Below are 22532 nucleotides of genomic sequence, written 5' to 3' on the forward strand. Positions count from 1 at the left end.
ACGATGGGCACGGCGGCCCGGCGACTCCCCTACCGCTACCTGTTCGAACGGCTCGTCCGCGAGGAGTGGCGGCTCCACGCCAGCCGGTTCGGCGGCCGACGGTTCGCCGCCTTCCCGGGCTTCGTCGCGCTCGTCGCCGCCGGAACGACCGCGTTCTTCTCGCTCGGCGGCGCGGACACCTCCCTGCTGCTCTCGGGACTCCACCTCGTCGTCGCCGTCCTCGGTCTGCAGGTCGGCACCGTCGGACTCGTCGGACGCGACGCCGTGGAGGACTTCCTCGGGGACACGACGCTGCTCATCTACGCCGCGCGAACCCTCCCGATCACCCCCGAACGGCTCGTCGTCGCGTTCGTCCTCAAGGACGTCCTCTTCTACGCCGTCCTGTTCGTCCTCCCGCTCGTCGTCGGCGTCCTCCCGCTGGTCCACGTCGGTGCGGTGGCGCTCTCGCGGCTACCGCTCCTCCTTCTGACGACCGCCGGGATGTTCGCGCTCGGCGTCGGCGCGTCGCTCGCCCTCGTCGGCGTCTCCACCCGCTCGCGACCGGCGACGTTCGCTCTCGCGGGTGCGCTCGTGGCCGGACTCCTCCTCCGCGGGGACCTGCTGGTCTCCGTGACCCCCTACGGCCTCTGGGTCCGGCCCACGCTCCTCGCCGCCGCCGGGAGCCTCGTCCTCCCGATCGCGCTCGTCGCGTGCGGGACCGCCCTGTTCCAGTTCGACGGCCGGTCGGTCTCCCGGTCGGTCCCGGACCGGTTCGGGCCGCTCCACCGGCGACTGGGACGGCTCGACGGGGAGGGTGCGCTCTCGAAGTCGCTGCTCGACGTCTCGCGGTCCTCCGGCGGGATGTGGAAGCTCGCGTTCTCACAGGGGCTCGTCTTCGCCGTCCTCGCCGTCCTGCTCACCTACCTCCCCGAGGTCGTCCCCGTTCGCCCGGCCCCCGGGCTGACGATGGCGACGATACTCGCGCTCGGCACGTTCACCACCTACAACTGGCTGTTCCAGTTCGAGGACGAGCGGTTCTACCGGCGCTACCCGGTGGCGCTCGAAGACGTCTTCCGCGCGAAACTCGTCGCGTTCTGCCTGCTCGCGCTCCCCGTCGGCCTCGCCTACCTCGCGCTCGGCGGCTGGCTGTTCGGGCTCCGCTCGATGCTCGTCGGCGTCGCCGTCTTCGCCCCGCTCTCGCTCTACGTCTTCGGCGTCACGGGTTACGTCGCCGGGTTCTCGCCCACCGAACTCCTGTTCGACACGCCCACGTTCGCGCTGTTCACCGCCGCGACGATGGCCGTTCTCGTCCCGCTCGTGATACTCGCCATCGCGCTCCCGCTCGCACCCCTCCGCCTCTCCGTCGTGGCTGTCGCCGTCTCGGGAATCGCCGGGGCTATCGGAGTGCTGTTCTACCGCCGGGCCGGACCGCGGTGGGCCGCCGTCGCTCGCGAGGGCTCGGACGCGGACTGACCCGATTCCATCCACCCCGGGGGCGCGACCGCCGACCGTCGGCGACAGGCCGGCGGGCGACGTTCGCGTCGCTCGGGGAAGTAGACCGTGCCGGCAGAACGGAGGACATCGCGATGGCACCCGACCCACCCCGCCGCCGGCTATCCTGACCTGTTCCGGCGTCGGTATAAAAGGTGGCCACGTGACACGGATTGAGTCAGCGACAGACGACAGATAGAGCCCTCTGCGTCGGCAGGAGATGACGCGCCCAGCCCATCTATCCGTTCTGAGACCGTTTCGGTGGCCGGGAGACCGCCGGTCGCGCGTCGGACGCGACCCGAGTCGATCCGGGGCCGGATCAGTTCTGGACGAACCTGACGAGCACGTCGTCCTCCTCGCGGGGGAACGCCTCGCCTTCGGCACGTCCGTCGCGGTTCGAGGTGATCCCGTAGGCGTTCCCGTCCGGGCCCTGACCGATACAGCGCACCCGTCCGAGTTCGTTCCGGAACAGCTTGTGCGAGGTGGCGACGAACCGCGGGTCCAGCCAGTCGGCGTCGAACCGACGGGCATCCCCGCCGTCCATCGGCGGGAGGTCGGTTTCCGGCGGCGAGAGCGTCACCGCGTTGACGTGCTGTCCGCGCAGCGCCCCGATCATCAGACGGTTCCGCCAGGCCGGGACGGCGTCGCCGGTGTAGAACACGCAGCCGGTCGGTGCCCAGGTCCGGTTGCCCGTGTTGACGACCGGCCGGTGGAAGTCGGTCCCCCGGTACCCGTCGGCTCTCCGGGCGTCGGGCCACCCGTAGTTCGCCCCGGCCTCGAGGACGTTCACCTCGTCGCGACCCCCCGGGCCGTGTTCGGTGACGACGGGCGTCCCGTCGGGGAGCCACGTCACCCCCTGGGGGTTCCGGTGACCGATGGTGAACACGCGGGGGTCGCCCCCGTCCCACTCCGGGTTCTCGGGTGCGGCCTCGCCGCTCGGCTGTACCCTGAGCACCTTGCCGCCGAGAAACGAGGGGTCGGTCGACTTCTCCGGCTGGCCGCCGTCGCCGCAGGTCACCCAGAGGTAGTCGCGGGGGCCGAACGCGAGCCGCCCGCCGTTGTGGTACTGCTCGGCGGGGATCTCGTCGACGACGATCTCCTCCGTGCCGGCGACGTCCTCGGCGGTCACGTCGTAGCGGACGACGCGGTTGTACTGGCCCGCCGGTGCCTCCTCGTCCCGGTAGGTGTAGTAGGCGTAGACGTACGGCTGGTCGGGGTAGGCAGGGTGGACGGCGACCCCGAGCAGGCCGTCCTCGCCGCCGGTCGACCACCAGCCCCCCTCGTCGCCGGGGTCGATGGCCGAGGCGTCGACCACCGCCTCCGGCTCGGCGACGACGTCCGCCACCCCGTTCTCGACCCGGAGGATACGTCCGACCCGCTCGGTGACGAACAGGTCGTCGTTCGGCGCGAACGCGAAGTCCCACGGCACCTTCAGCTTCGTGACGATCGGCTCGAAGGAGACCCCCTGCAGCGGCGAGTCGGTCGGTGCCTCCCAGTCGGGGCCGTACCTCGACCACGACTCCAGTTCGTCGCTGGCCTCCGGCGTGGCCGTAGCCGTGGCCGTCGGCGTTCTCGTGTCGCCGCCGACGTACCCCGTACAGCCGGCGAGCCCGGTCGCGGTCGCACCCGTGCCGAGCGCGGCGAGGAGTTCGCGGCGCGTCGGGGAGGGCCCTCTCATGGCTCGTGTTCGGGACCCACCGGATGAAAACTTGGTGATACGCCCGTCGGCTTGCGGGAAACCCGCCCGGACTCTCGGCGGGGTCCGAACGATTGGGGTCGGCACGGGGTGCCCGACGTCGGCGGCCTCGTGCGTAACGGGAGAGGCGGTCCGTCCGCCGGGACGCGGGACCCCATTCACCTGACGGCCGAACTCGACGCCCGGGACAGCAGGTAGACCGCGACCCCGCCCAGCACGAGGTCGAGCGCGACGAGCACCGCCAGGGCGGGGACCAGCGTGTGCAGGACGCCCTCGACCCCGGGGACGTCGACGACCGTGATGACGTCCGTCCCGAGGATGAGGGCACGGGCGGCGTCGACGCCGTAGGTGACGGGGTTGACCGCCGCGAACGCCTGGATCCAGCCGGGGAGCCGCTCAAGTGGGATGAACGCGCTCGAGAGGAACAGGAGCGGGAACTGCAGCAGGTTCGCCCCGATGATGGTCGACTCCTGGTCGCGGGTCAGGAGCGCCAGCGCGTTCGAGAACGCCGCGAACCACACCGAGAACAGCACGCCGACGCCGACGATGCCGAGCGCGCCCACGAGCCCCGTGGCGATCTCGGCACCGAGCGCGACGCTCAGCGCGAGGACGATGGCGATCTGGACGGCGATCCGGGAGAGTTCCGCGAGCGTCTTCCCGAGGAAGACCGCCGCCCGGCTCATCGGGCTCACGAGCACCTTCTCGAACATCCCGTTCTCGATGTCGTTGACGAGGCCGACACCGGAGGTGACCGCGGCCGCGAGCGCGACCTGGATCGCGATGGCCGGCGCGAGGTAGGTCTCGTAGCTGAGTCCGGGCGCGCCGAGCGCCCCCTCGACCACCCCGCCGAACACCTGTGTGAACAGCACGAGGAAGATGACCGGCTGGACCAGCGACACCACGAGCACGAACGGGTTGCGGACCGCCTTCAGGTTCCACCGCTTGTAGTTCACCCAGACGTCGCCGAGGAACGAGTTCGACGAGCGGTCGGCCTCGTCGACCCTCACGTTGCCCGGTTCGGCGGGTGCGCTCACTCGGTCACCTCCATCCCGCCACTGACTCCATCGGACGCCGCCTCCGCGTCGAGGTCGACGTGCTCGCCGGTGATGGCGAGGAACACGTCGTCGAGCGTCGGCGCGCGGACGTTGAACCCGACCACCTCCAGGCCCGCGTCGCGGAGCGCGACGAGGAGGTCCGTCCCACGCTCGCGGGCCCGCCGTGAAGTGACGCTGATCCCCTCGGCGGTCGGCTCGACCGACGCCTCGGCCTCGAACAGTCCCGACTCGCGGGCGACCTCGACCGCCCGCTCGCTCGCATCCGCCCCGCCCGCGAGAGCGACCTCGAGGACCTCCCCCCCGACGCGTCGTTTCAGCTCCGCGGGCGAACCCGTCTCGACGATGCGCCCGTCGAGGATGACCGCGAGGCGGTCACAGAGCTGGTCGGCCTCCTCCAGGTACTGGGTCGTGAGGAACACCGTCGTCCCGGCGTCGTTTATCTCCCGGAAGTACTCCCAGAGCCGATTCCGGGCCTTCGGGTCCAGCCCGGTCGTCGGCTCGTCGAGGAACACCAGCGGCGGGTCGTGGACCAGCGCAGTCGCCGAGTCGAGCCGCTTTCGCATCCCACCGGAGAACCCCTCGGCGCGCTTGTCGGCGACGTCCGCCAGATCGACCAGATCGAGCAGTTCGGCGATGCGTTCGTCCCGGTCGGCGCGGGGGACGCCGTACGCCTCGCAGGCGAACCGGAGGTTCTCGCGGGCCGTCAGCTCCGGGTCGATGCTCGTCTCCTGGGCCATGTACCCGATGGTCCCCCGGACGGCTCGCGCCGCCGCGCCGACGTCGAACCCGTTGACGGTCACTCGGCCGCCCGTCGGCCGCAACAGCGTCGTCAGCGTCTTGATCGTCGTCGTCTTCCCCGCCCCGTTCGGGCCCAGAAACCCGAAGAACTCCCCGCGAGGGATCCGGAGGTCCACTCCCCGGACGGCCTCGGTCCCGTCGGCGTAGGTCACTTCGACGCCCTCGGCGTCGACGGCGTACGGCCCATCACCCCCGTCGTCCCCGTCACCCTCGACGCCTCCGGCACCGACGACGTCGCTTCCGTTCCGCGTCGCTCGCGCGTTCCGGTCCTGATTCTGACTCATGCTGTGGTCGTCGCCGTCACGCCGGCGGCCGGCGCGGTCACCGCTCGACCCCGGAGTCGAGGTCGTGGTCCTCGGCCCACCGGTAGAAGTGGCCGAAGGCGGGGAACAGCGCCCGCGCCTTCGGCGTCGTCTCGTACTCGACCCGGGGCGGGACCTCGTCGTAGGCCCGCCGGGTGAGCAACCCCGCCTCGGTCAGTTCCTTCAGTCGCTCGGAGAGCGTGTTCGGCGGCGTCCCCAGGCGCTCCTCGAGTTCGGAGAACCGCAGGGGCTCGCCCGCGAAGGCGAACTCCTTCAGCACCGCCATCGTGTGGGCGCGGCCCAGGAGCCCGAGCAGGTCCGAGACGGTCCGCTCGACCCGCTCGCGCTCGGTCGGCGAGAGCGCGTCACGCCGCGCCTTCGCCGCTTCCGGGCCGCAGTCCGACGGCGGGGCCTCCACGGCCGGCGGCCGGTCCCTCGACTCCCGTCTCACGACCGACTCTACGTGGCGAAGGATCTTATACTTGCAGAATCGAATCGTTGATTCAGAGGACTCGTTGACCCCGATGCTTCGATACTTCGAAGTAGATAGTATATGCACCGAGGGAGCGTACGGTCGGCCATGCGAATCACCGTCTTCGGGGCGACGGGCCGGACCGGCGTCCCGTTCGTCCGACTGGCGCTCGAAGCTGGCCACGAGGTCGTCGCACACCTCCGTTCACCGGAGAAGCTCCCGCTCGACGACCACGACCGCCTGACCGTCGTCGAAGGGGACGTGTACACCGACGAGGGCGTCGAGGAGGCCGTCGCGGGTGCCGACGCGGTCGTCAGTCTCCTCGGGCAGGGAGAGGGGAGCCCCGACGACCTGCTGACCGTCGCCGGCGAGCACGTCACGACGGCCATGGCCGGGCACGGCGTCGACCGGTACGTCACGCTCGTCGGCGCGGGCGTCAGGGAGGAGGGCGAGTCGCCATCGATCAGCGGCCGGGTGATGGGCGGTCTCCTCAAACTGCTCGCCCGGGAGGTGCTGGCCGACGCCGAGGAACACGTCCGACGGGTCCGGGTGACGGATCTCGACTGGACCGTCGTCCGGGCACCACGGCTCACCGAGGGCGAGCCGACGGGCTACCGCGCCGGCGACATCGACCTCGGCTTCGAGTCCGTCTCCCGGGCCGACGTGGCCGCGTTCTGTCTGGAGTGTATCGAGGAGGAGCTGTACGTCGGCGGGATGCCGAAGGTCGGTCCCGAATGAGAGTACTGGTCGTCGGGGCCACGGGTACCCAGGGCGGGAGCGTGATCGACGCGTTGCTCGACGGCGAGTACGGCGAGTTCGAGGTCCGGGGGCTGACCCGCGATGCGACCGGCGAACGGGCCCGGGCGCTCGCGGCCCGCGGGGTCGAACTCGTCGAGGGCGACCTCGCCGATCCGTCGGGCCTCGCCCGGAGTCTCGAGGGTGTCGGCGGCGTGTTCTACCCCAGTTTCGGCGGCGACCGGGAGGCGACGTACGGTCGGAACGTCGTCGACGCGGCACGCGGGGCCGGCGTCACCCACCTCGTCGTGAGCACGGGCGGGAACTGCGACGACCGTCCCGGCATCCCGCACGTCGACACGAAGGCGGACGTCGAGGACTACCTCCGGGAGTCGGGCGTGCCGGCGACGGTGCTCCGGCCGCACACCTTCACGTCGAACCTCCGGATGCAGGCCCCGGCGATACGGGAGGGCCGGTTCCCGTACCCGCTCGCCGGGGGCGCGCAGCTCGCGCTGGTCGATCCCCGCGACGTCGGTCGGCTGGCGGCCCGGGCGTTCGCCGACCCCGACCGGTTCGTCGGGGAGACGTTCGAACTCGCCGGGGACGCGCTCACGCTGGAGGAACTGGCCGCGGCGTTCGCGGACGTCCTCGGACGCGAGGTAGAACCGGTTCGGATCACTCCGGCGGCGTTCGTCGAACGACTCGGCGCGCCCGACTCGTTCCGGCGGTTCATCGAGTGGCAGAGCGAACCCCACCCGACGGACACGGACCGGCTCCGCGAGGCGTTCGACTTCCGTCCCGCGACGCTCCGCGAGTACCTCCAGCAGGAGTGGACCGCCGGGATCCCCGAATCGCCGACCAGGGCTGACGGTGCCACACGGCCCGGAGCGAGACGGGAAGCGACGGACCGTGACTGAGCGCGTCCTCGTCACCGGCGCGACGGGAACGACGGGCTCGGCGGTCGTCGAGGTGCTCTCGAACCACGACGTCAGGGTGCTCGCGGCGACCCGCGAGCCCGACGGCTACGGCGGGCCCGGGGAACCGGTCCGGTTCGACGCCACCGACCCCGGCTCGTACGGTGCGCTCGGCGAGGTCGACGCCGTCTACCTGATTCGTCCCCCCGCGATCGGGAACGTCGAGCGGGACCTCTTCCCGGTCGTCGACGCCGCCGAGGACCGCGGCGTTCAGCGGGTGGTCCTCCTCTCGGTGCTCGGTGCCGAACGCGCCCCGTTCCTCCCGCACCGTCGCGTCGAACGGCGGCTCGAACGGTCCGGACTCGACTGGACCTTCCTCCGGGCGGCGTACTTCGCGCAGAACCTCGAGACGGTCCACCGGGCGGAGATACGGCGGGGCGAACTCGCGGTCCCCGCCGGGAACGGACGACTGGGGGTGGTCGACGCCCGCGATGTCGCGGCGGTCGCCGCCGAGGCGCTCCTCGGCGGTCACGAGGGGTGTGCGTACGACCTCACCGGCCCGGAGGCGGTCTCGTTTCACGACGTCGCCGTCGTCCTCTCGGCGGGACTGGATCACGAGGTCCGCTACACCCGCCCCTCGCTCGTCCAGTACGCGTGGCGTCGCTACCGGGAGGGGGTAGCGCCGACTCGCGTCGCCGTCGAGGGCGGCCTCTACACCGCCGCCCGGCTCGGACTCTCCGACCGGGTGACGGACGACGTCCGTTCGGTGCTCGACCGCGAGTCCCGATCGATCGCCGAGTACGTCGAGGATCGACGGGTGATGTGGACTCGAGACGGTGGTGCTCGGGAGCCGGGAGTCGAACTCGTCGACCGTCCGCCCGAACGTCTGCTCCGGGTCGCGAACCCCCTCCTGGCGCGACTGCTCCGCTCGCCGCTCCACCCGGTCGTCTCCGGGTCGCTCCTGCTGCTGACGGTCACCGGCCGACGGACCGGGACCGAGTACACGTTCCCCGTCGGATACGAGCGCCGCGGTGACCGACTGTTCGTGACGACCCACCACACGAACTGGTGGCGGAACGTTCGGGAGGACGCGACCGTCGAGGTCGTCCTCCGGGGCGAACGCCGACGGGGGCGTGCCCGGGTCGTGACCGATCCCGACGAGGTGGCCGGGTACCTCGCGGACGCCATCGACCGGCACGGCCGCCGGTACGCGACCCGTCTCGGCGTCCGTCTCACCGACGAGGGCCTGCCGACCCACGACCGACTCCGTGACGTCGCGGCCGAGGAGATCAGGCTGGTGATGATCGACCTCGATTGACCCGGTGTGGGCCGGGGACGGTCGGCGTCCCCTCGGGGCGGCGCGGCCGACCGTCGGCTAGCCCGGAGAGCGGGACCCTCCCCCACAGGAGGCGCGAGATCGACGGGAGACGACGGATCGGGGAACGGCCTCTTCCCGGAGTGAAGGGGCTCGTCCGTCCGCCGTTCACTCCGGTCGTGCGTCGGGCTCGACGTCCGACTCCGGCGGGTAGACCTTCGCCCGGGGGTGCTGGTCGGCGTCCTCGGCGAGGGTTCCGTCCTCCCGGCACTCCTCCAGCGCGGCCTTCGCCTCCTCCCTCGTGAACCCCCCGACGGCCGAGGCGACGTCGAACAGGTCCCGTTCGGTCACCCCGTCGCCCGCACCGCCGGTTATCGGCTGATAGTTGCTCTCGTCGAGCAGGTACCGGACGATCTCGACGAGCGAGGTCGACCCCCCGATCGTCTCGTGCCAGGCCGGCGGGTAGGCGCTCAACCGGTCCCCTCCCACCTCGTAGACCGCCCGGTCGTCGACCCACGTCTCGGAGTCGGTGGTGACCTCGGCAAGGGAGGTGCGGAACGCTTCCTCGTCGTAGCCGCTCTCCTCCGTGAGAGCCTCGACGTGCGCGAGCAACCACTCGCGGGGGGCACCCGGCTCGTCACCCGGCGCGAACCGTTCGGCGATCGAGACGAAATCGTGCGGTCGGCCGTACTCGCTCTGGTCGCCCGCTTCCTCGAGCAGCGGCTCGGAGAGCTCCATGTACCACCTCGTACCGGCGGCTGGAAAAAGTACGACCCGGCGTCGGCAAGGGGTGCCGACGCCACGCTCGATCGTGTGTGGCCCGGCGGGCCCCTCGGTCGGTGGAGAGGGAGAAATCGGACGGGCCGGGGAGCAGACGGGAGACGAGAGGGGAGAGGGGAAAGGGGAGAGACGAGAAACGAGAAACGAGGCGTAGCGAGAGCGCGGGAGAGTCGACTACCGCGCGGCGGCGGCGACGCGCTCCTTCTCCTCCTTCTGGGAGATGGCGTACGTCTGGAGGTCGTAGTCGGCGGCACCGACGAGCTGGCGGGCGAGCGCCTCGGCCGCGGTGGTGGTCGTCTTGTGCGACGCCGAGCGGGTACCCTGGGCGAGGAACTTGAGCGCCTGGTCGACCCGGCGCTGTGGGGCGACGTCCACGGCCTTCGGGACGGAGATACCCCCGTACTTCAGCCGGACGGTCTCCTCGCGGGGACCGCTGTTCTCGACCGCGCGGACGAGCACCTGTACCGGGTTCTCCTCGGTCCGCTCGTGGACGATCTCGAAGGCGTCGCGGACGATGCGGGTCGCGAGCTGCTTCTTGCCCGTGTTCTCGTCGGTCTGCATCAGCCGGTTGATGAGCCGCTCGACGACGCTGATCTCGGACTTCTTGAACTGCTTGTCCGCGTGGCGGCCCATCGTGTGCGCGACCGGCGTGACGGTGATGTACCGCTTCGTGGAGGGGTCACGGTACTCGATGTCGGAGACGTCCCAGACCCCGAAGAGGAGCGCCCGCTCGGTCGCCTCCTCCTCGTCGACGGGGGCGTCCGGCTCGGGAGCCTCGGACTCGGGGTCCTGCTCGGGTTCGGATTCGGACTCGGACTCGCTCATCGGACTGGCTTCTCCGCGTTCCCGCGGACGAGTTCGATCAGGGAGACGCCGTTCACCTTCTCGACCTTGTAGTTGACACCGGAGAGGTCGCCCATCGCGCGGCCCTTCGCGCCGCCGATACCGGCGATGGTGACCTCGTCGTGTTCGTCGATGAACGAGATCGCGCCGTCGCCGGGGCAGAACGCCGTCACCTGCTTGCCGTTCTTGATGAGCTGGACCCGGACGCACTTCCGGATGGCCGAGTTCGGCTGTTTGGCCTCGATGCCGACCTTCTCCAGAACGATGCCACGACCCTGCGGGGCGCCCTCGAGCGGGTCGGACTTCTTGCCGAGCCCGCGGGCGCGTCGCGCGTAATCCGAGTCGGACCACCGGTGCTTTTGGCGGTCCTTCTTGAGTTTCCGCGCGGCGTACTTGCCGTTCGCCATAGTGTAGCCCTTTTCCCGACGGAGCTACTTAAGCGTCCCTTTTCGGCTCCCCCCGTCGGCCCCGTAACCGACCGTCACGGCGTCTCACGGTCGTCGAGGGTAGTGTCAGCCGTGGCTCTCGGGATCGTGCCGCATAGGAGCATCAAGAGCCAATACGTCGATTCTTCAAACAAAGCGCCCAGATCAGAGTTGATCCACGTCCCGATCGTGGCAGGGTCGTATGATGGCCCACTACAATTTTTGTTTAAAGACTTTGTAGAAGTCCGCTCGAAACGCCCGTTTTCAGGGATCTACGTCTCATTCAATGATAGGTGGGTACATAAAACCACCACGAGACATCCCGGAGGATATGTTGGATTGGATGAGCCGCCACGCTGGTTCTAACAATTACACAGACATGTTAGCAAAACATTTCTTAATTCTACTCTGGCCCAGTCTTGGGGAGGCTTCGTAAGTGGGTCTTACAACATTTGATACTCTAAAAATACAAGAAATACTGCGGCAGGATAGGTGAAGAGAGTGAGGATGAGTGTTATTGAATTTATTCCGATGAAAAAAGATAATACGCCGACCGTGAAGAACCAGAGGTATCCTGCGACGAGCATAATCACAAGGACGAATTTTATTTTTCTGTTCATACTTCGATTATCCCAGAAGAGCATTTGATACACACCGAATGAACTCACAAAAGGAATGCATAGCGGGAGAATCATCCAAATTCCCTGAATATCAATAGCTTGGAATATATGGGCTATGGGAATCGCTGTAGCACTGGATACCGAAAAAGAAACAAATAATCTTTCACCAATTTTGTCTCCTTCTTTCTCACTGGTGGATTGAGGATCACCAGTTGGTGCCACTGAGTTTCCATGAATGGCCTTATGACACCCGCTACATACCGTCTGTAGGTTGCTAATCTGATGAGTCCCGCCTTTACTTTTCGGCACTATGTGATGGGCGTGGAGTTCTGCATTTCCCCGCGAACCTCCTTTTTCCCCGCAATTTTGACAAGAATAATTGTCCCTCTGGTAAACTTTTTTCCTACGAGAACTCCAATCCGAGGGATATTCTTGTGACACGGTTGACCAAGGAATGACCTAATTCTCTAAAACGTACTTCTACAGGCAATTGGGGGTTCAAGATGTAAGAATAAATGTAGTAACTCAAGAACTGACCCGCCAGTCACGCAGCGGAGTCGCATCCACCACATGCCAGGTGGAGTATGGGACCCGCCCCGAATCTATCTTTGATGGGTGGGTCACAGTGTTTGACCGTAGCCACTTTCTATAACAACTTAGCCACTTGCTGGCACTGTTTTCTCCCCTCTAGAGACGATGGGATCACTAGAAGCACCCCTTTGGATGATGCCGTCAACCTTGATAAGCGTCCCACTGAAACGACGGTGTATGGCCGCGAACGAAGCCGGCGGCGGGGTCGAGATCACCGTCAGTAGTTTCGTCCTCAAGCTGGCGGCCGTCGCCGTCGGCCTCATCGTCCTGGGGTTCCTCGCCGCCCAGACGCTCGCCGAGACCTCCGTCACCGGCGTTCTGGTGGGGATGCTCTACAGCACCGGCGGGCTGATGCTGGTGGTCATCCTCCTCGGGGTGGCCGGCGACCTGCTCGCACAGCTCCGACAGCGACAGTAACCCCGGGCACGAGAACGTTAGAGCCGATCGAGAACCCGCCCGCCGTGATGGCTACGCCCCCACCGGTGGGGACCGACGGTGACGACGTCGTCAGGTCAGTTCGACGTCGTCGATGGCGAAGTGCCGTCGGGCGAGTTCGCGGGCCAGCCGGATGTTCCGGCCGTCGGCCCCGATGGCGACGCCGGTGTCCTCGCGGTCAACCTCGACGTACGCGACGGTCGTATCGTTCTCGCTTACGGTGACGTTGTACACCGCCGCGGGCGCGAGCGCGTTCGCCACGAAATTCTCGGGCCGGTCGGCGTCCTCGACGAGTTCGACCGACCGGCCGACCCGCTTTTCGAGTCGCTTCACGCGCCGACCTCCCGGGCCGATGGCCTGACCCATCTCCCCGGGGGGGACGAGGAAGACCACGCGATCGAACTCCTCGTCGACGATGCAGTCCCGGGCCGCGACGTCGGTGACGTCCTCGAACAGCGCGATGTACTGTCTGGCCTCGTCCGAGAGGGTGACGCGCATCTGATCTCCGTGTCTCCTGTCCCGCTCAGTCGTCGGCGCTCTCCGCCTCGGTCTCGGGCTTCGCCTCGCCGGGCTGGCGGCGCGCGCCCATCCGCAGGTCGACGTCGCCCGTCCCGAGCTTGATCGGCTTGCCGACGATGACGTTCTCCGCCACGCCGTTCAGGTCGTCCACCTCGCCGTGGATGGCGGCGTCGAGCAGGTGGTTCACCGTCACCTCGAACGCCGCGCGTGCGAGCACCGACTCCTTGTTCCCGGAGATACCGTGTCGGCCGATCGACTCGATCTCCCCGCGGTTGGTCATGATGTCCGCGACGAGCATCAGGTGCCGGACGTTCACGTCGTCCAGCCCCTGCTCTTCGAGGGTGTTCATCGTCTCCTCGATGATCCGCTCGCGGGCCGCCTCGATCCCGAGGTTACGGAGTATCTCGTGGATGTTGTTACACGTCGTCCGCGAGGCGTCGACGCCCTCGATGTCGAGCACCGCGCCGAAGTCGCTCCCCTCGGTGTAGAGCACGAACTCCTCGCCACGCTCGGTCTCCTCCTTGCGGATGACCACGCGGGAGACGTCGTCGATCCCCTTGAACACGATGTCCCGGAGCTCCTCGACCAGTTGGAGGAGGTCGCGGTAGGAGGGCTCGGGCGGGCCGAACTCGATGACCGTCGGCTCGGGCGTGACGGTGTCGACGCCGAGGTTCGACTCGACGGTCTCGGCGATCTCCGCGACGACCTCCGAGAGCGAGTCGACCGTCGGCCACCGCTCGCGCAGCGTCTCCTCGTTCAGGTCGACCCTGACGGTCATGTCCGCGACGTTCGTCGAGACGTTCCCGAGCGCGAGCACCCGCGTCGCCTCGATGTTCCAGACGACCTCGTGGGCGGCCATGCGCTCGGTGTACTCCTCGCCCTCCTCGCTCGTCCGCCGCTCGATGAACTCGTCGTCGATGTGGACGGTCATCATCGGCGTGTCCGGGGTCTTCCGGGCGTCGACCAGCTCGATGAGCCGGGGGAGCCCCTGCGTGACGTCGATCTCCGCGACGCCCGCGTAGTGGAACGTGTTCATCGTCATCTGGGTTCCCGGTTCGCCGATGGACTGCGCCGAGACGGTCCCGACGGGTTCGAGCGGGTCGACCCGCGTGTCGAGGTACTTCGACTCGACGGCCTTGGTGATGTCCGCGGCCAGCTCCGGGGTGACGCCGTCGCGCGCCGCGAGTGTCCCCTTGACCTCCTCCTTCAGCCGCCGTGGGAGGTCCGCGTCCTCGACGATGGCCTCGATCTCGGCGTCAGTCATCCGACTCAACCTCCTCGGGCCCGGTCCCGGTTCCGGTTCCGGTCGCCGCGGGCACCGACTTCCAGGAGTCCATGTGTTCGGAGAGGTTCGTCTCCAGTTCCTTGCGGTCGAGGAACGCCGCCCGCTCGCCCGCGTCCTCGAACTCCTCGTCGAGGATGCGGTCGGCGATGGCCTCGACGTCGACGGCTGGCTCCTCGGCCTTCGAGGAGACCTGCACCGGCGAGGTGCCGTCCTCGCCGAACTCGAACTGGACGATCGTGTCGGACGTGTCCCGGACGGTCCCGTCGTACTGCGTCTCCAGTTCCGAGAGCGCGTTGATGAGCCGGCGCTGGAGGTAGCCGGACTTCGAGGTCCGGACGGCCGTGTCCACCAGCCCCTCGCGGCCACCCATCGCGTGGAAGAAGAACTCCCGCGGGGTGAGCCCGTTACGGTAGGAGTTCTCGACGAACCCGTGGGCGTCCGCGCTCAGGTCGTTCGGCTTGTAGTGGCTGAGCGTGCGGTCCTCGTAGCCGCGGTTGATCCGCTCGCCGCGGACCGCCTGCTGGCCGACACAGCCGGCCATCTGCGTGAGGTTCAGCATCGATCCCCGGGCACCCGACTGGGCCATCACCACGGCCGGGTTGTCCTCCTCGAAGTGCTCCTCGGCGATATCGCCCGCGCTGTCGCGGGCCTTGCCGAGCTGCTGCATGATCTTCATCTCGAGGGTCTCGTCGACGGTCCGACCGGGCAGCGACTCCAGCTCGTCTGCCTCGTAGGACTGGATGAGCTTCTCGACCCGTTCGTAGGCCCCCTCGATGGCCCCGTCGATCTGCTCCTCGGCCTCGGGCTCGATCGACTCGTCGTCGATCCCGATCGAGAACCCGAAGTGCATGATCGAGCGCATCGCGAGCGTCGCCACCTCGTTGATGAACTGGCGGGCGCGCGTGTTCGAGTAGACCTTGCAGATGCTGTCGACGATCTCGCCGCCGAACGCGCCGACCGCACCCTCGTCGATGGTCCCCTCGACGAGCACGCCGTCCTCGATGAGGACCGTGTCGCCCGCCTCGGAGGTGAACTCCAGGTCCAGTCCATCGGGAAGGAGTTCGGAGAAGATGCTCCGGCCCTCCCAGTACTCCAGGCCGTCCTCGTCGACCCCGTCGGGCTCGGGCAGTTCGTCGATGCTCGTCGCCCGCAGGAGGTCGAGCGCCTGCGTCTCGTTGAACTGCGGGTTCTCGTGGGTCAGCAAGTAGGTCCCCGAGATGTGGTCCTGGATGGCCCCGATGATGTTCTCGCCGAACCGCGGCGAGAGGATCTGCTCCTGCACCCGCATCAGCACGCGGGCCTCCGCACGCGCCTCCTCGTTCTGGAGGGCGTGCATGTTCATCTCGTCGCCGTCGAAGTCGGCGTTGTACGGCGGGCAGACCACCGTGTTGAGCCGGAACGTCTTGTACGGCATCACGACCACCTCGTGGGCCATGATGGACATCCGGTGGAGCGAGGGCTGGCGGTTGAAGATCACGATGTCGCCGTCGACGAGGTGGCGGGCCACCTCCCAGCCGGGCTCGACCTTCTCCGCGAGCTCCTCGCAGTTCTTCTCGGTCACCTTCAGCCGGCGGCCGTCGGGCCGTCGGACGTAGTTCGCGCCGGGGTGGGTTTCGGGACCCGCGCTGACGTACCGGCGGGCGTTCTCCAGGTTCCGCTCGTTGACGATCATCGTCTGGGTCATCTCCGTCGCCACGCGCGAGGGGACCCCGACCTCGTTCAGCGAGAGGGTGGGGTCCGGGGAGATCACGGTACGAGCCGAGAAGTTCACGCGCTTGCCCGAGAGCGATCCCCGGAAGCGGCCCTCCTTGCCCTTCAGCCGCTGGGAGAGCGTTTTGAGGGGCCGGCCCGATCGGTGGCGGGCCGGCGGCGTGCCCGAGATCTCGTTGTCCATGAACGTCGTGACGTGGTACTGCAGCAGTTCCCAGAGGTCCTCGATGATCAGCTGTGGCGCGCCGGCCTCGCGGTTCTCCATGAACCGCTGGTTGATGCGGATGATGTCGACCAGCTTGTGGGTCAGGTCGTCCTCGGAGCGCTGGCCGTTGTCCAGCGTGATCGACGGTCGCGCGGTCACCGGCGGGACGGGGAGGACGGTGAGTATCATCCACTCCGGGCGGGACTTCTCCGAGCTGATACCCAGCGTCTCGATGTCCTCGTCCGGGATGTCCTCGAACCAGTCCCGGATGTCGCTCGGCATCAGCTTGTTCATGTCCTCCTCGGTCAGGTCGACGTCGAGGGCCTTCTCGATGGCCTGGCGGTCGTCCTTGGCTGGCCGGAAGTCACCGGCCATGATCTCCTGGATGCGCGGGAGGTCGATGCCGGTCTGCTCGGCGAGTTCGGAGGGCGCGACCGGCTCGCGGTCCTCGGCGTCCGCCTCGTCCTCGCCTTCGAGCGGCCGTCCCTCCATCGCCGCCACGATCATGTTCGAGTACTCGGCGGCGAGCACCTCCTGGACCTCGTAGTAGGTGGTGGGCTTCTCGTGGTTGATGTCGTACTGCTTCTCGCCGCAGTGAGGACACCGGTCGGCCTTGCGGGCCTGCCGGATGGCGGCCTTGGTCACGTCGTCGAGGTCCTCGCCGAGCTGGCGGGTCCGGGTGAGCCGGTCGCGGAACTCCATCTTCTCGTCCTCGGTGAGACAGAGCCGCGAGCACTCCCGGCACGTACCGCGGAGCAGTCGTCGGATGAGCTTCGCGAACCCGACGTGGATGACGGGCGCGGCGAGTTCGATGTGGCCGAAGTGACCGTTGCACGACCCCGAGTGCTTCCCGCAGGTCTTGCACTCCAGCCCCGGGTCGATCACGCCCAGCCGGGGGTCCATCAGTCCCATGTCGATGGGGAAGCCGTCGTCGTCGTAGGTGTCGGCCGTGATCACTTTCGTTGCCGACATCTCTCGGTACTCCTCGGGGTCCATCAGCCCGAAGCTGATGGCACCGATCTCCTTGGGTGATTGTCCTGCCATAGTTACACCGCGTCCTCGAGGTCGATCCTGGGGGCGATACCGAGCGCCTTCATCTCGTCGAGGAGGAGCTTGAACGCGTAGGACATCTCCACCTCGTGGACGTCCGTCTCCTCCCCGCAGTTCGGACAGTAGACGCGCCGTTGCTCGACGTTCTCGACGGCGGTCATCCCGCACTGCCCGCAGACGTGGATGAACTCGCGGTCGGACTCGTCGAGCAGCCGCTCTTTGAGCGCCATCGCCGCGCCGTGCCCGATGAGCACGTCGCGCTCCATCTCACCGACGCGCAGGCCGCCTTCGCGGGCGCGACCCTCGGTGGGCTGGCGCGTGAGCACCTGTACCGGACCCCGGGAGCGGGCGTGGATCTTGTTCGAGACCATGTGGTAGAGCTTCTGGTAGAAGATGGTCCCGACGAAGATCTCGGCGTCGACCTTCTCGCCGGTGATCCCGGAGTACATCGTCTCCTTGCCCGAATCCTTGAACCCGTGTTCCTCGAGCGCCGAGCGGAGGTTCTCCTCGTCCTCGCCGGTGAAGGCGGTGCCGTCGACGCGGCGGCCTTCCAGTGAGCCGACCTTGCCGCCGAGCATCTCGAGGACGTGGCCGACCGTCATCCGCGAGGGGAGCGCGTGCGGGTTGAGGATGAGGTCCGGCACGACGCCCTGCTCGGTGAACGGCATGTCCTCCTGGGGGGCGATGTGGCCGACGACCCCCTTCTGGCCGTGCCGGGAGGCGAACTTGTCGCCCAGTTCGGGGATGCGCTCGTCGCGCACGGAGACCTTCGAGAGCTTCGAGCCGTCCTCGCCCTCCATCAGGGTCACCGTGTCGACGACGCCCGATTCCCCGGAACGCATCGTCACGCTGGTCTCGCGTCGTTTCTGCGGGCTGAGACCGCCCATGTCGTCGGGCTCCTCCAGGAACCGCGGCGGGGAGGTCTTGCCCAGGAGCACGTCGTTCTCGCCGACCTGCGTCTCGGGGTTGACGAGGCCGTCCTCGTCGAGGTGGGTGTAGGCCTCCTCGCCGCGGGCACCGCGGACGTCCTCGTCCGGGATCTCGAAGCGATCCTCCTGCCCGCCGGGGTAGCGCCGCTCCTCGCCCTCGTAGGTCCGGAAGAAGTGCGAGCGGGCGAGCGCCCGGTCGACCGACCCCTTGTTGAGCACGAGCGCGTCCTCGATGTTGAACCCCTCGTAGGACATGACGGCGACGACGAAGTTCTGCGCCGCCGGCCGGTCGTCGTAGCCGATCTGCTCGGTGGTCTGGGTCTTGACCATCGAGAGCTGCGGGTAGTGGAGCAGGTGCTGTCGCGTGTCGGGGCGGATCCGGTAGTTCGCCGCCGGCAGCCCGAGCGACTGCTTGATCATCCCCGACCCCATCGTGATGCGCGGGCTCGCGTTGTGTTCCGGGTAGGGGATCATCCCGGCACCGATGCCGAAGATCAGCTGCGGGTCGATCTCCAGGTGGGTGTGATCGGGGGTGAGCTCCTCCTCGTCGACGGCGACGTAGATGTCCTCCTCCTCCTCGGCGTCGATGAACTCGATGTGACCCCGGTCGACGAGATCCTCGAACTGGAGGTCGCCGTTCTGGACGGCCTCGACCTCCTCGTCGGTCACGAGCGGCTCGCCGTCCTCGACGACCAGCAGGGGCCGCCGGGCGCGACCGGCGTCGGCGTTGACGATGACCTCGTTGGTCCGGTCCCTCACCGAGACGTTCACCATCTCGCTCACTTCGCCGCGGCGGCGGGCGGTACGGATGTCGTCGGCGAGCCGTTCGGGGTTCGGATGGGTCCCGACGAGGCTGCCGTTGACGTAGACTTTCGCTTCTCGCTGTTGTCCCTGACTCATGTTAGTCGTCCGCCGGCTGCTGCACGGTCTCGATCCCGGGGATGCCCTCGACGCCCATGTTCGCGAGCTCGCGCTTGAGCTCGCGGTCGTCCTCGACGTTCTGTGAGAGCTCCATCGCCTGCGCGAAGTTCTTCACCAGGCCACAGTTCGGCCCCTCCGGCGTCTCCGAGGGGCAGATTCGGCCCCACTGGGTCGCGTGGAGGTCGCGGGCCTCGAAGTGCGGCTGGCTCCGCGAGAGCGGCGAGCGGAGCCGGCGCAGGTGCGAGAGGACGCCCATGTAGTCCGTCCGGTCGACCAGCTGAGAGACGCCCGAACGACCCCCCACCCAGTTCCCGGTGGCGATGGGGTGTTCGAGGCGCTCGGTCAGCACGTCCGAGCGGACGACCGTGTTGACCGAGAGCTTGCGGTTGCGCATGTTCGCCCGCTCGAGCTGGTACTTCACGTCGCGGGAGAGCTTGTTCAGCGCCGTGCGGAACAGGTCCTTCATCAGGTCCCCGCTCACCTTCAGGCGCTTGTTGGCGTAGTGGTCCTTGTCGTCGGCCTCGCGCCGTCCGAGCGCGAGTTCGAAGCACGCCTCGGCCATCCGGCAGAGGTAGTACGCCTTGTTGATGCGGACCTCCTCCTCGTCGATCCCCTCCTCGTGGAGGTGGGGCAGGAGGTAGCGGTCGATGACGTAGTTCGCCCGCTTGAGCTGGTAGTTCTTCCCCTGGCCGCTCGCCACCCGCTTGCCGAGCGTCTCGATGGCCTCGTGGGTCGTCTGGACCTCCGCGGCCTCCAGGTTCTCCAGCATGAACTTCACGACCTCCGGGTCGTCGCTGACCCGGTGGACGATCTCCTCGTCGGACTCGAGCCCGAGGGCACGGACGAGCGTCACGAAGTTGATCGAGCCCGACACCGAGGGGAACGACACCTCGAGCAGGCCGTCGCGGGTCCGCTCACAGAGCACGAGCGCCCGGTAACCCCGCCGCTGGCTGAACGTCTTGGCGACCTGGATCTCGTCGCCGTACTTGGTGTCGTACTCCGCGAGGATCTTGTTCGGCGCGAGGTCCTCGCTGGTCATCAGCACCCGCTCGGAGCCGTTGACGATGAAGTACCCACCGGGGTCGGCGGGGTCCTCGCCGATCTCGATGAGCTCCTCGTCGGTGAAGTCGGCGATGTTGCACTTGTCCGAGCCGATCATGATCGGCATCCGGCCGACCTTCGTCTCGGACTGGTCGACGACGTGGACCTCCTCCTCCTCGCCGCCGCGCATGATGGTCATCTCCATGAACACCGGCGCGGAGTAGGTGATGTTCCTGAGCCGTGCCTCCTGGGGGAACAGCAGCTCCTCGGAGCCGTCGGCCTCCCGGACCCGGGGCGTGGTGATGCGGACGTCGCCGAGTTCGACCCACACCGGCTCCTGGCCCTCCTTGTCGCCGATGTCCGTGTCGATCGTCTCCTTCTCGTCGACGACCTCCTGCATCCCCCGCCCGAGGAACGCGTTGAACGACCGGAAGTGGTGTTCGGCGAGCCGTTCGCGCGAGAAGTACTGCCGCGAGATGGCGCGGCGATCCTCTCTGTTCATCAGTCGATCACCAGTCGATACACCACCGCTCGATCCGTGGTCCGGGAGTCACGGACGATCTTCACGACGTCACCCACCTCGGCTCCGTCGGGTGCCGCCGGGTCCCGCCGCTTGAGCTTGGGCAGGTCGGTACGCTCGATGTCGTACTCGGCGAGCACCTCCTCGACCTCGGCCTCGCCGAGGAGCGTGTGCTCGGGGACGAGTTCGTGTTGGCTTACGTCTACCATGTGTGTGTTGAAGAAACGGTCACGAGATACTACAGCCGTGTTATCGGGCGAACCGCATAAGGGTTACTAAATCCGGCGACGAACGCTACCGCTACCCGGCCCGTCCGGGCCACGACCGCCGGCACACCCGCTTCCAGGGCGTAGTACATAAAAAACGTGACGGCGATTCACAGGGCTACCCTACCCGGAGGGACGCCAGATCCGCGATTCGGGATGGAAGTCCTCCCACGCGCGTCTGAACAGCGGCGACCGGCTGTTCACCCGGGTCAGCCGCACCCCCTCGTGGGGGCCGTCGACTCCCCGTCCGGTCGTCCGCTCCCAGCGCGACCCGTCGGCGTGGAGATGACGCTCCTCCGCCTCCGAAAACCGGAGGGTTCGCCCCTCGACGGTACGGTCGTAAGCCACCAGCGACCCGCCGGGCGTCGTCGCGACGACCACCGGGAGGTCCCCCACGCGGTCGTTCACCACTCCCGCCTCCCGAACCGCAGGGAACGGGTAGGCAACGGCCTCCCCGCCGTGAACGACCCCGACGACGAGCGTGTAGCTCGCCGCCGCGTCGTAGCCGACGACCTGCGTCTCCCCCTCGTAATCGTACTTCGATTCGTCGTAGTCGACTCTCGACTCGCGCCCGGCGACCGTCACCGATCCGGGCGGAGGGAGGAGCACTCGCGTCCCGGGATGGACCTCGCGCCACTCGCCCCAGGTCGAAAGCGACGCCGGTACGAGTTCGAACGTCTCGCCCGTCGCTGGGCCCCGGATGGCCGTCGCGAGCAGCTGGGACCACAGCGATCCCGTCGCGTCGTCGTACAGGACGAGGTCGTTCCGCCAGAGCTTCCCCGAGACTCCGAAGACCGTCTCCTCGCCACGGACCTCTCGGACGGCGACCACCGCGCTCCCACAGAGCGGGCAGTAGGTGACCAGCAGCGGCCCGCCGAACGAGTCGTTGACCACCTCGTGGTGGTCCAGGATCCGCAGCGGGTACGCGCGGGCCTCGCCGTCGCGTTCTACCCCCACCACAGGGGCCTCGTCGACGAGCACGGGAGAGGAGTCGGGCCGGTGCGCCGCGGGAACGGCGGACCAGTCGCCCCAGTCCTCGCCGAACGCCGGGTCGGTGATCGCCGGGATGCCGTCCTTCGGGAGCCGCGTCTCGATCTCCGAGCCGTTCACCGGGAGGTCTACGTCGCCGAATCCGGTGGCCACCGACCGGGGCGTGGCGGTGGGGCTCGGGCTCGGGGAGTCGAGGGACGAGCCACCGATGGAGCCCAGACAGCCGGCCAACCCGCCGACTCCGACCGGCCCGAGGCTCGCGAGGAGATCCCTGCGTCGCACGGGGACGTATAGGCGGACCGTCCTCATAACGGGCGTCCGGTCGTGCACCACGGGAACACGCCCGCCGGCGTGGACTATGTGGAAAGTCTTAAGTCTCGAACCGGGATAGAAGGTGATGCGTGCCCGGGTGGTGTAGTGGCCCATCATACGACCCTGTCACGGTCGTGACGCGGGTTCAAATCCCGCCTCGGGCGCTTTCTGACGCGAACTGAACCGTGAGCACGGCGGCTCTGTCGTGTGTGCTCACGGCAGCGCAGCGCGAACAGCGAAATGCCAGCAAGGGATTCGAACCCTCTACGAGCGATTAGCGGGCGCGGGCACCGGACGACCGCCCACCGCTCCGAGAGTACGCCCGGAGTCGAA

Annotated in this window: 20 protein-coding genes and 1 tRNA gene; 6 read left to right on the forward strand and 15 right to left on the reverse strand. The window is 67.9% G+C overall.

All coding sequences use genetic code 11. The features are described 5' to 3' along the window. Positions 1-3 precede the first annotated feature (3 nt). Positions 4-1452 (forward strand): hypothetical protein, encoded by a 1449-nt coding sequence (locus WDJ58_RS00725; protein ID WP_338915706.1) that lies wholly within the window; start codon positions 4-6, stop codon positions 1450-1452. A gap of 337 nt (positions 1453-1789) precedes the next feature. Here WDJ58_RS00725 and WDJ58_RS00730 read toward each other — a convergent pair whose 3' ends face one another. The 4 genes from WDJ58_RS00730 to WDJ58_RS00745 all read right to left on the reverse strand — a co-directional run bounded on the left by WDJ58_RS00730 (position 1790) and on the right by WDJ58_RS00745 (position 5772). Further along, positions 1790-3148 (reverse strand): PQQ-dependent sugar dehydrogenase, encoded by a 1359-nt coding sequence (locus tag WDJ58_RS00730; protein WP_338915707.1) that lies wholly within the window; start codon positions 3146-3148, stop codon positions 1790-1792. 176 nt (positions 3149-3324) lie between these two features. After that, complete coding sequence (locus WDJ58_RS00735; RefSeq protein WP_338915708.1) at positions 3325-4200, reverse strand: ABC transporter permease; 876 nt, start codon at positions 4198-4200, stop codon at positions 3325-3327. Continuing rightward, positions 4197-5303, reverse strand: a complete 1107-nt coding sequence (locus WDJ58_RS00740) for an ATP-binding cassette domain-containing protein (RefSeq protein WP_338915709.1) — start codon at positions 5301-5303, stop codon at positions 4197-4199. The genes WDJ58_RS00735 and WDJ58_RS00740 overlap by 4 nt, the downstream gene beginning before the upstream one ends. A gap of 37 nt (positions 5304-5340) precedes the next feature. After that, positions 5341-5772 carry a winged helix-turn-helix transcriptional regulator gene (locus WDJ58_RS00745; RefSeq protein ID WP_338915710.1) on the reverse strand — a complete coding sequence of 144 codons (432 nt, stop codon included), beginning with the start codon at positions 5770-5772 and terminating at the stop codon, positions 5341-5343. Between the two features lie 129 nt (positions 5773-5901). Between WDJ58_RS00745 and WDJ58_RS00750 the strand changes: the two genes are divergently transcribed. From WDJ58_RS00750 to WDJ58_RS00760, 3 genes are read left to right on the forward strand one after another with little or no spacing between them, the layout of a single operon-like run. After that, complete coding sequence (locus tag WDJ58_RS00750) at positions 5902-6531, forward strand: NAD(P)-dependent oxidoreductase (RefSeq protein WP_338915712.1); 630 nt, start codon at positions 5902-5904, stop codon at positions 6529-6531. After that, a complete protein-coding gene (locus WDJ58_RS00755) occupies positions 6528-7445 on the forward strand; it encodes an NmrA/HSCARG family protein (protein ID WP_338915713.1) in 918 nt (305 codons plus the stop codon). The genes WDJ58_RS00750 and WDJ58_RS00755 overlap by 4 nt, the downstream gene beginning before the upstream one ends. Then, positions 7438-8760 carry a nitroreductase/quinone reductase family protein gene (locus WDJ58_RS00760; RefSeq protein ID WP_338915714.1) on the forward strand — a complete coding sequence of 441 codons (1323 nt, stop codon included), beginning with the start codon at positions 7438-7440 and terminating at the stop codon, positions 8758-8760. The genes WDJ58_RS00755 and WDJ58_RS00760 overlap by 8 nt, the downstream gene beginning before the upstream one ends. 165 nt (positions 8761-8925) lie before the next feature. Here the strand turns inward: WDJ58_RS00760 and WDJ58_RS00765 are convergent, their stop codons facing one another. From WDJ58_RS00765 to WDJ58_RS00780, 4 genes are all read right to left on the reverse strand, one after another. Beyond that, the gene (locus WDJ58_RS00765) at positions 8926-9495 is read right to left on the reverse strand and encodes a hypothetical protein (protein WP_338915715.1); all 570 of its coding nucleotides are present in this window, start codon (positions 9493-9495) and stop codon (positions 8926-8928) included. A 216-nt stretch (positions 9496-9711) separates the two neighbouring features. Beyond that, entirely contained in the window at positions 9712-10362 is a 651-nt protein-coding gene (locus WDJ58_RS00770; protein ID WP_338915716.1) for a 30S ribosomal protein S7, read from the reverse strand. Further along, a complete protein-coding gene (locus tag WDJ58_RS00775) occupies positions 10359-10787 on the reverse strand; it encodes a 30S ribosomal protein S12 (RefSeq protein WP_178289723.1) in 429 nt (142 codons plus the stop codon). Before WDJ58_RS00775 ends, WDJ58_RS00770 begins: the two co-directional genes overlap by 4 nt. A gap of 461 nt (positions 10788-11248) precedes the next feature. Beyond that, positions 11249-11866: an HNH endonuclease gene (locus tag WDJ58_RS00780; RefSeq protein WP_338915717.1), complete on the reverse strand. Its 618-nt coding sequence runs from the start codon at positions 11864-11866 to the stop codon at positions 11249-11251. 327 nt (positions 11867-12193) lie between these two features. Between WDJ58_RS00780 and WDJ58_RS00785 the strand changes: the two genes are divergently transcribed. Further along, complete coding sequence (locus tag WDJ58_RS00785) at positions 12194-12433, forward strand: hypothetical protein (protein WP_338915718.1); 240 nt, start codon at positions 12194-12196, stop codon at positions 12431-12433. A 90-nt stretch (positions 12434-12523) separates the two neighbouring features. Here WDJ58_RS00785 and WDJ58_RS00790 read toward each other — a convergent pair whose 3' ends face one another. The 7 genes from WDJ58_RS00790 to WDJ58_RS00820 form a co-directional block, all read right to left on the reverse strand. Further along, complete coding sequence (locus tag WDJ58_RS00790) at positions 12524-12949, reverse strand: NusA-like transcription termination signal-binding factor (RefSeq protein WP_338915719.1); 426 nt, start codon at positions 12947-12949, stop codon at positions 12524-12526. Positions 12950-12974: 25 nt separating this feature from the next. Beyond that, positions 12975-14234, reverse strand: a complete 1260-nt coding sequence (rpoA2, locus tag WDJ58_RS00795) for a DNA-directed RNA polymerase subunit A'' (RefSeq protein ID WP_338915720.1) — start codon at positions 14232-14234, stop codon at positions 12975-12977. Then, positions 14227-17214: a DNA-directed RNA polymerase subunit A' gene (locus WDJ58_RS00800; RefSeq protein WP_338915721.1), complete on the reverse strand. Its 2988-nt coding sequence runs from the start codon at positions 17212-17214 to the stop codon at positions 14227-14229. The genes rpoA2 and WDJ58_RS00800 overlap by 8 nt, the downstream gene beginning before the upstream one ends. 2 nt (positions 17215-17216) lie before the next feature. Further along, on the reverse strand, positions 17217-19049 hold the full coding sequence (gene rpoB / locus WDJ58_RS00805) for a DNA-directed RNA polymerase subunit B (RefSeq protein WP_338915722.1): 1833 nt from the start codon (positions 19047-19049) through the stop codon (positions 17217-17219). A gap of 1 nt (position 19050) precedes the next feature. Further along, entirely contained in the window at positions 19051-20613 is a 1563-nt protein-coding gene (locus WDJ58_RS00810; protein WP_338915723.1) for a DNA-directed RNA polymerase subunit B'', read from the reverse strand. Next, positions 20613-20840, reverse strand: a complete 228-nt coding sequence (locus WDJ58_RS00815) for a DNA-directed RNA polymerase subunit H (protein ID WP_338915724.1) — start codon at positions 20838-20840, stop codon at positions 20613-20615. Before WDJ58_RS00815 ends, WDJ58_RS00810 begins: the two co-directional genes overlap by 1 nt. Positions 20841-21020: 180 nt before the next feature. After that, positions 21021-22169: a DUF3179 domain-containing protein gene (locus WDJ58_RS00820; protein ID WP_338915725.1), complete on the reverse strand. Its 1149-nt coding sequence runs from the start codon at positions 22167-22169 to the stop codon at positions 21021-21023. 121 nt (positions 22170-22290) lie between these two features. Between WDJ58_RS00820 and WDJ58_RS00825 the strand changes: the two genes are divergently transcribed. Further along, positions 22291-22363, forward strand: a tRNA-Asp gene (locus WDJ58_RS00825). The last annotated feature ends 169 nt before the right edge of the window (positions 22364-22532 follow it).

It is taken from the genome of Salinirubellus litoreus (assembly GCF_037335815.1).
GTDB classification, from domain to species: domain Archaea; phylum Halobacteriota; class Halobacteria; order Halobacteriales; family Haloarculaceae; genus Salinirubellus; species Salinirubellus litoreus.

Coding starts and splice junctions, on each gene's coding strand:
- WDJ58_RS00785 (WP_338915718.1), top strand. CDS start 12,194: ATGGCCGCGAACGAAGCCGGCGGCGGGGTCGAGATCACCGTCAGTAGT.
- WDJ58_RS00730 (WP_338915707.1), bottom strand. CDS start 3,148: ATGAGAGGGCCCTCCCCGACGCGCCGCGAACTCCTCGCCGCGCTCGGC.
- rpoA2 (WP_338915720.1), bottom strand. CDS start 14,234: ATGACTGACGCCGAGATCGAGGCCATCGTCGAGGACGCGGACCTCCCA.
- WDJ58_RS00770 (WP_338915716.1), bottom strand. CDS start 10,362: ATGAGCGAGTCCGAGTCCGAATCCGAACCCGAGCAGGACCCCGAGTCC.
- WDJ58_RS00815 (WP_338915724.1), bottom strand. CDS start 20,840: ATGGTAGACGTAAGCCAACACGAACTCGTCCCCGAGCACACGCTCCTC.
- WDJ58_RS00810 (WP_338915723.1), bottom strand. CDS start 20,613: ATGAACAGAGAGGATCGCCGCGCCATCTCGCGGCAGTACTTCTCGCGC.
- rpoB (WP_338915722.1), bottom strand. CDS start 19,049: ATGAGTCAGGGACAACAGCGAGAAGCGAAAGTCTACGTCAACGGCAGC.
- WDJ58_RS00725 (WP_338915706.1), top strand. CDS start 4: ATGGGCACGGCGGCCCGGCGACTCCCCTACCGCTACCTGTTCGAACGG.
- WDJ58_RS00755 (WP_338915713.1), top strand. CDS start 6,528: ATGAGAGTACTGGTCGTCGGGGCCACGGGTACCCAGGGCGGGAGCGTG.
- WDJ58_RS00765 (WP_338915715.1), bottom strand. CDS start 9,495: ATGGAGCTCTCCGAGCCGCTGCTCGAGGAAGCGGGCGACCAGAGCGAG.
- WDJ58_RS00775 (WP_178289723.1), bottom strand. CDS start 10,787: ATGGCGAACGGCAAGTACGCCGCGCGGAAACTCAAGAAGGACCGCCAA.
- WDJ58_RS00740 (WP_338915709.1), bottom strand. CDS start 5,303: ATGAGTCAGAATCAGGACCGGAACGCGCGAGCGACGCGGAACGGAAGC.
- WDJ58_RS00800 (WP_338915721.1), bottom strand. CDS start 17,214: ATGGCAGGACAATCACCCAAGGAGATCGGTGCCATCAGCTTCGGGCTG.
- WDJ58_RS00790 (WP_338915719.1), bottom strand. CDS start 12,949: ATGCGCGTCACCCTCTCGGACGAGGCCAGACAGTACATCGCGCTGTTC.
- WDJ58_RS00750 (WP_338915712.1), top strand. CDS start 5,902: ATGCGAATCACCGTCTTCGGGGCGACGGGCCGGACCGGCGTCCCGTTC.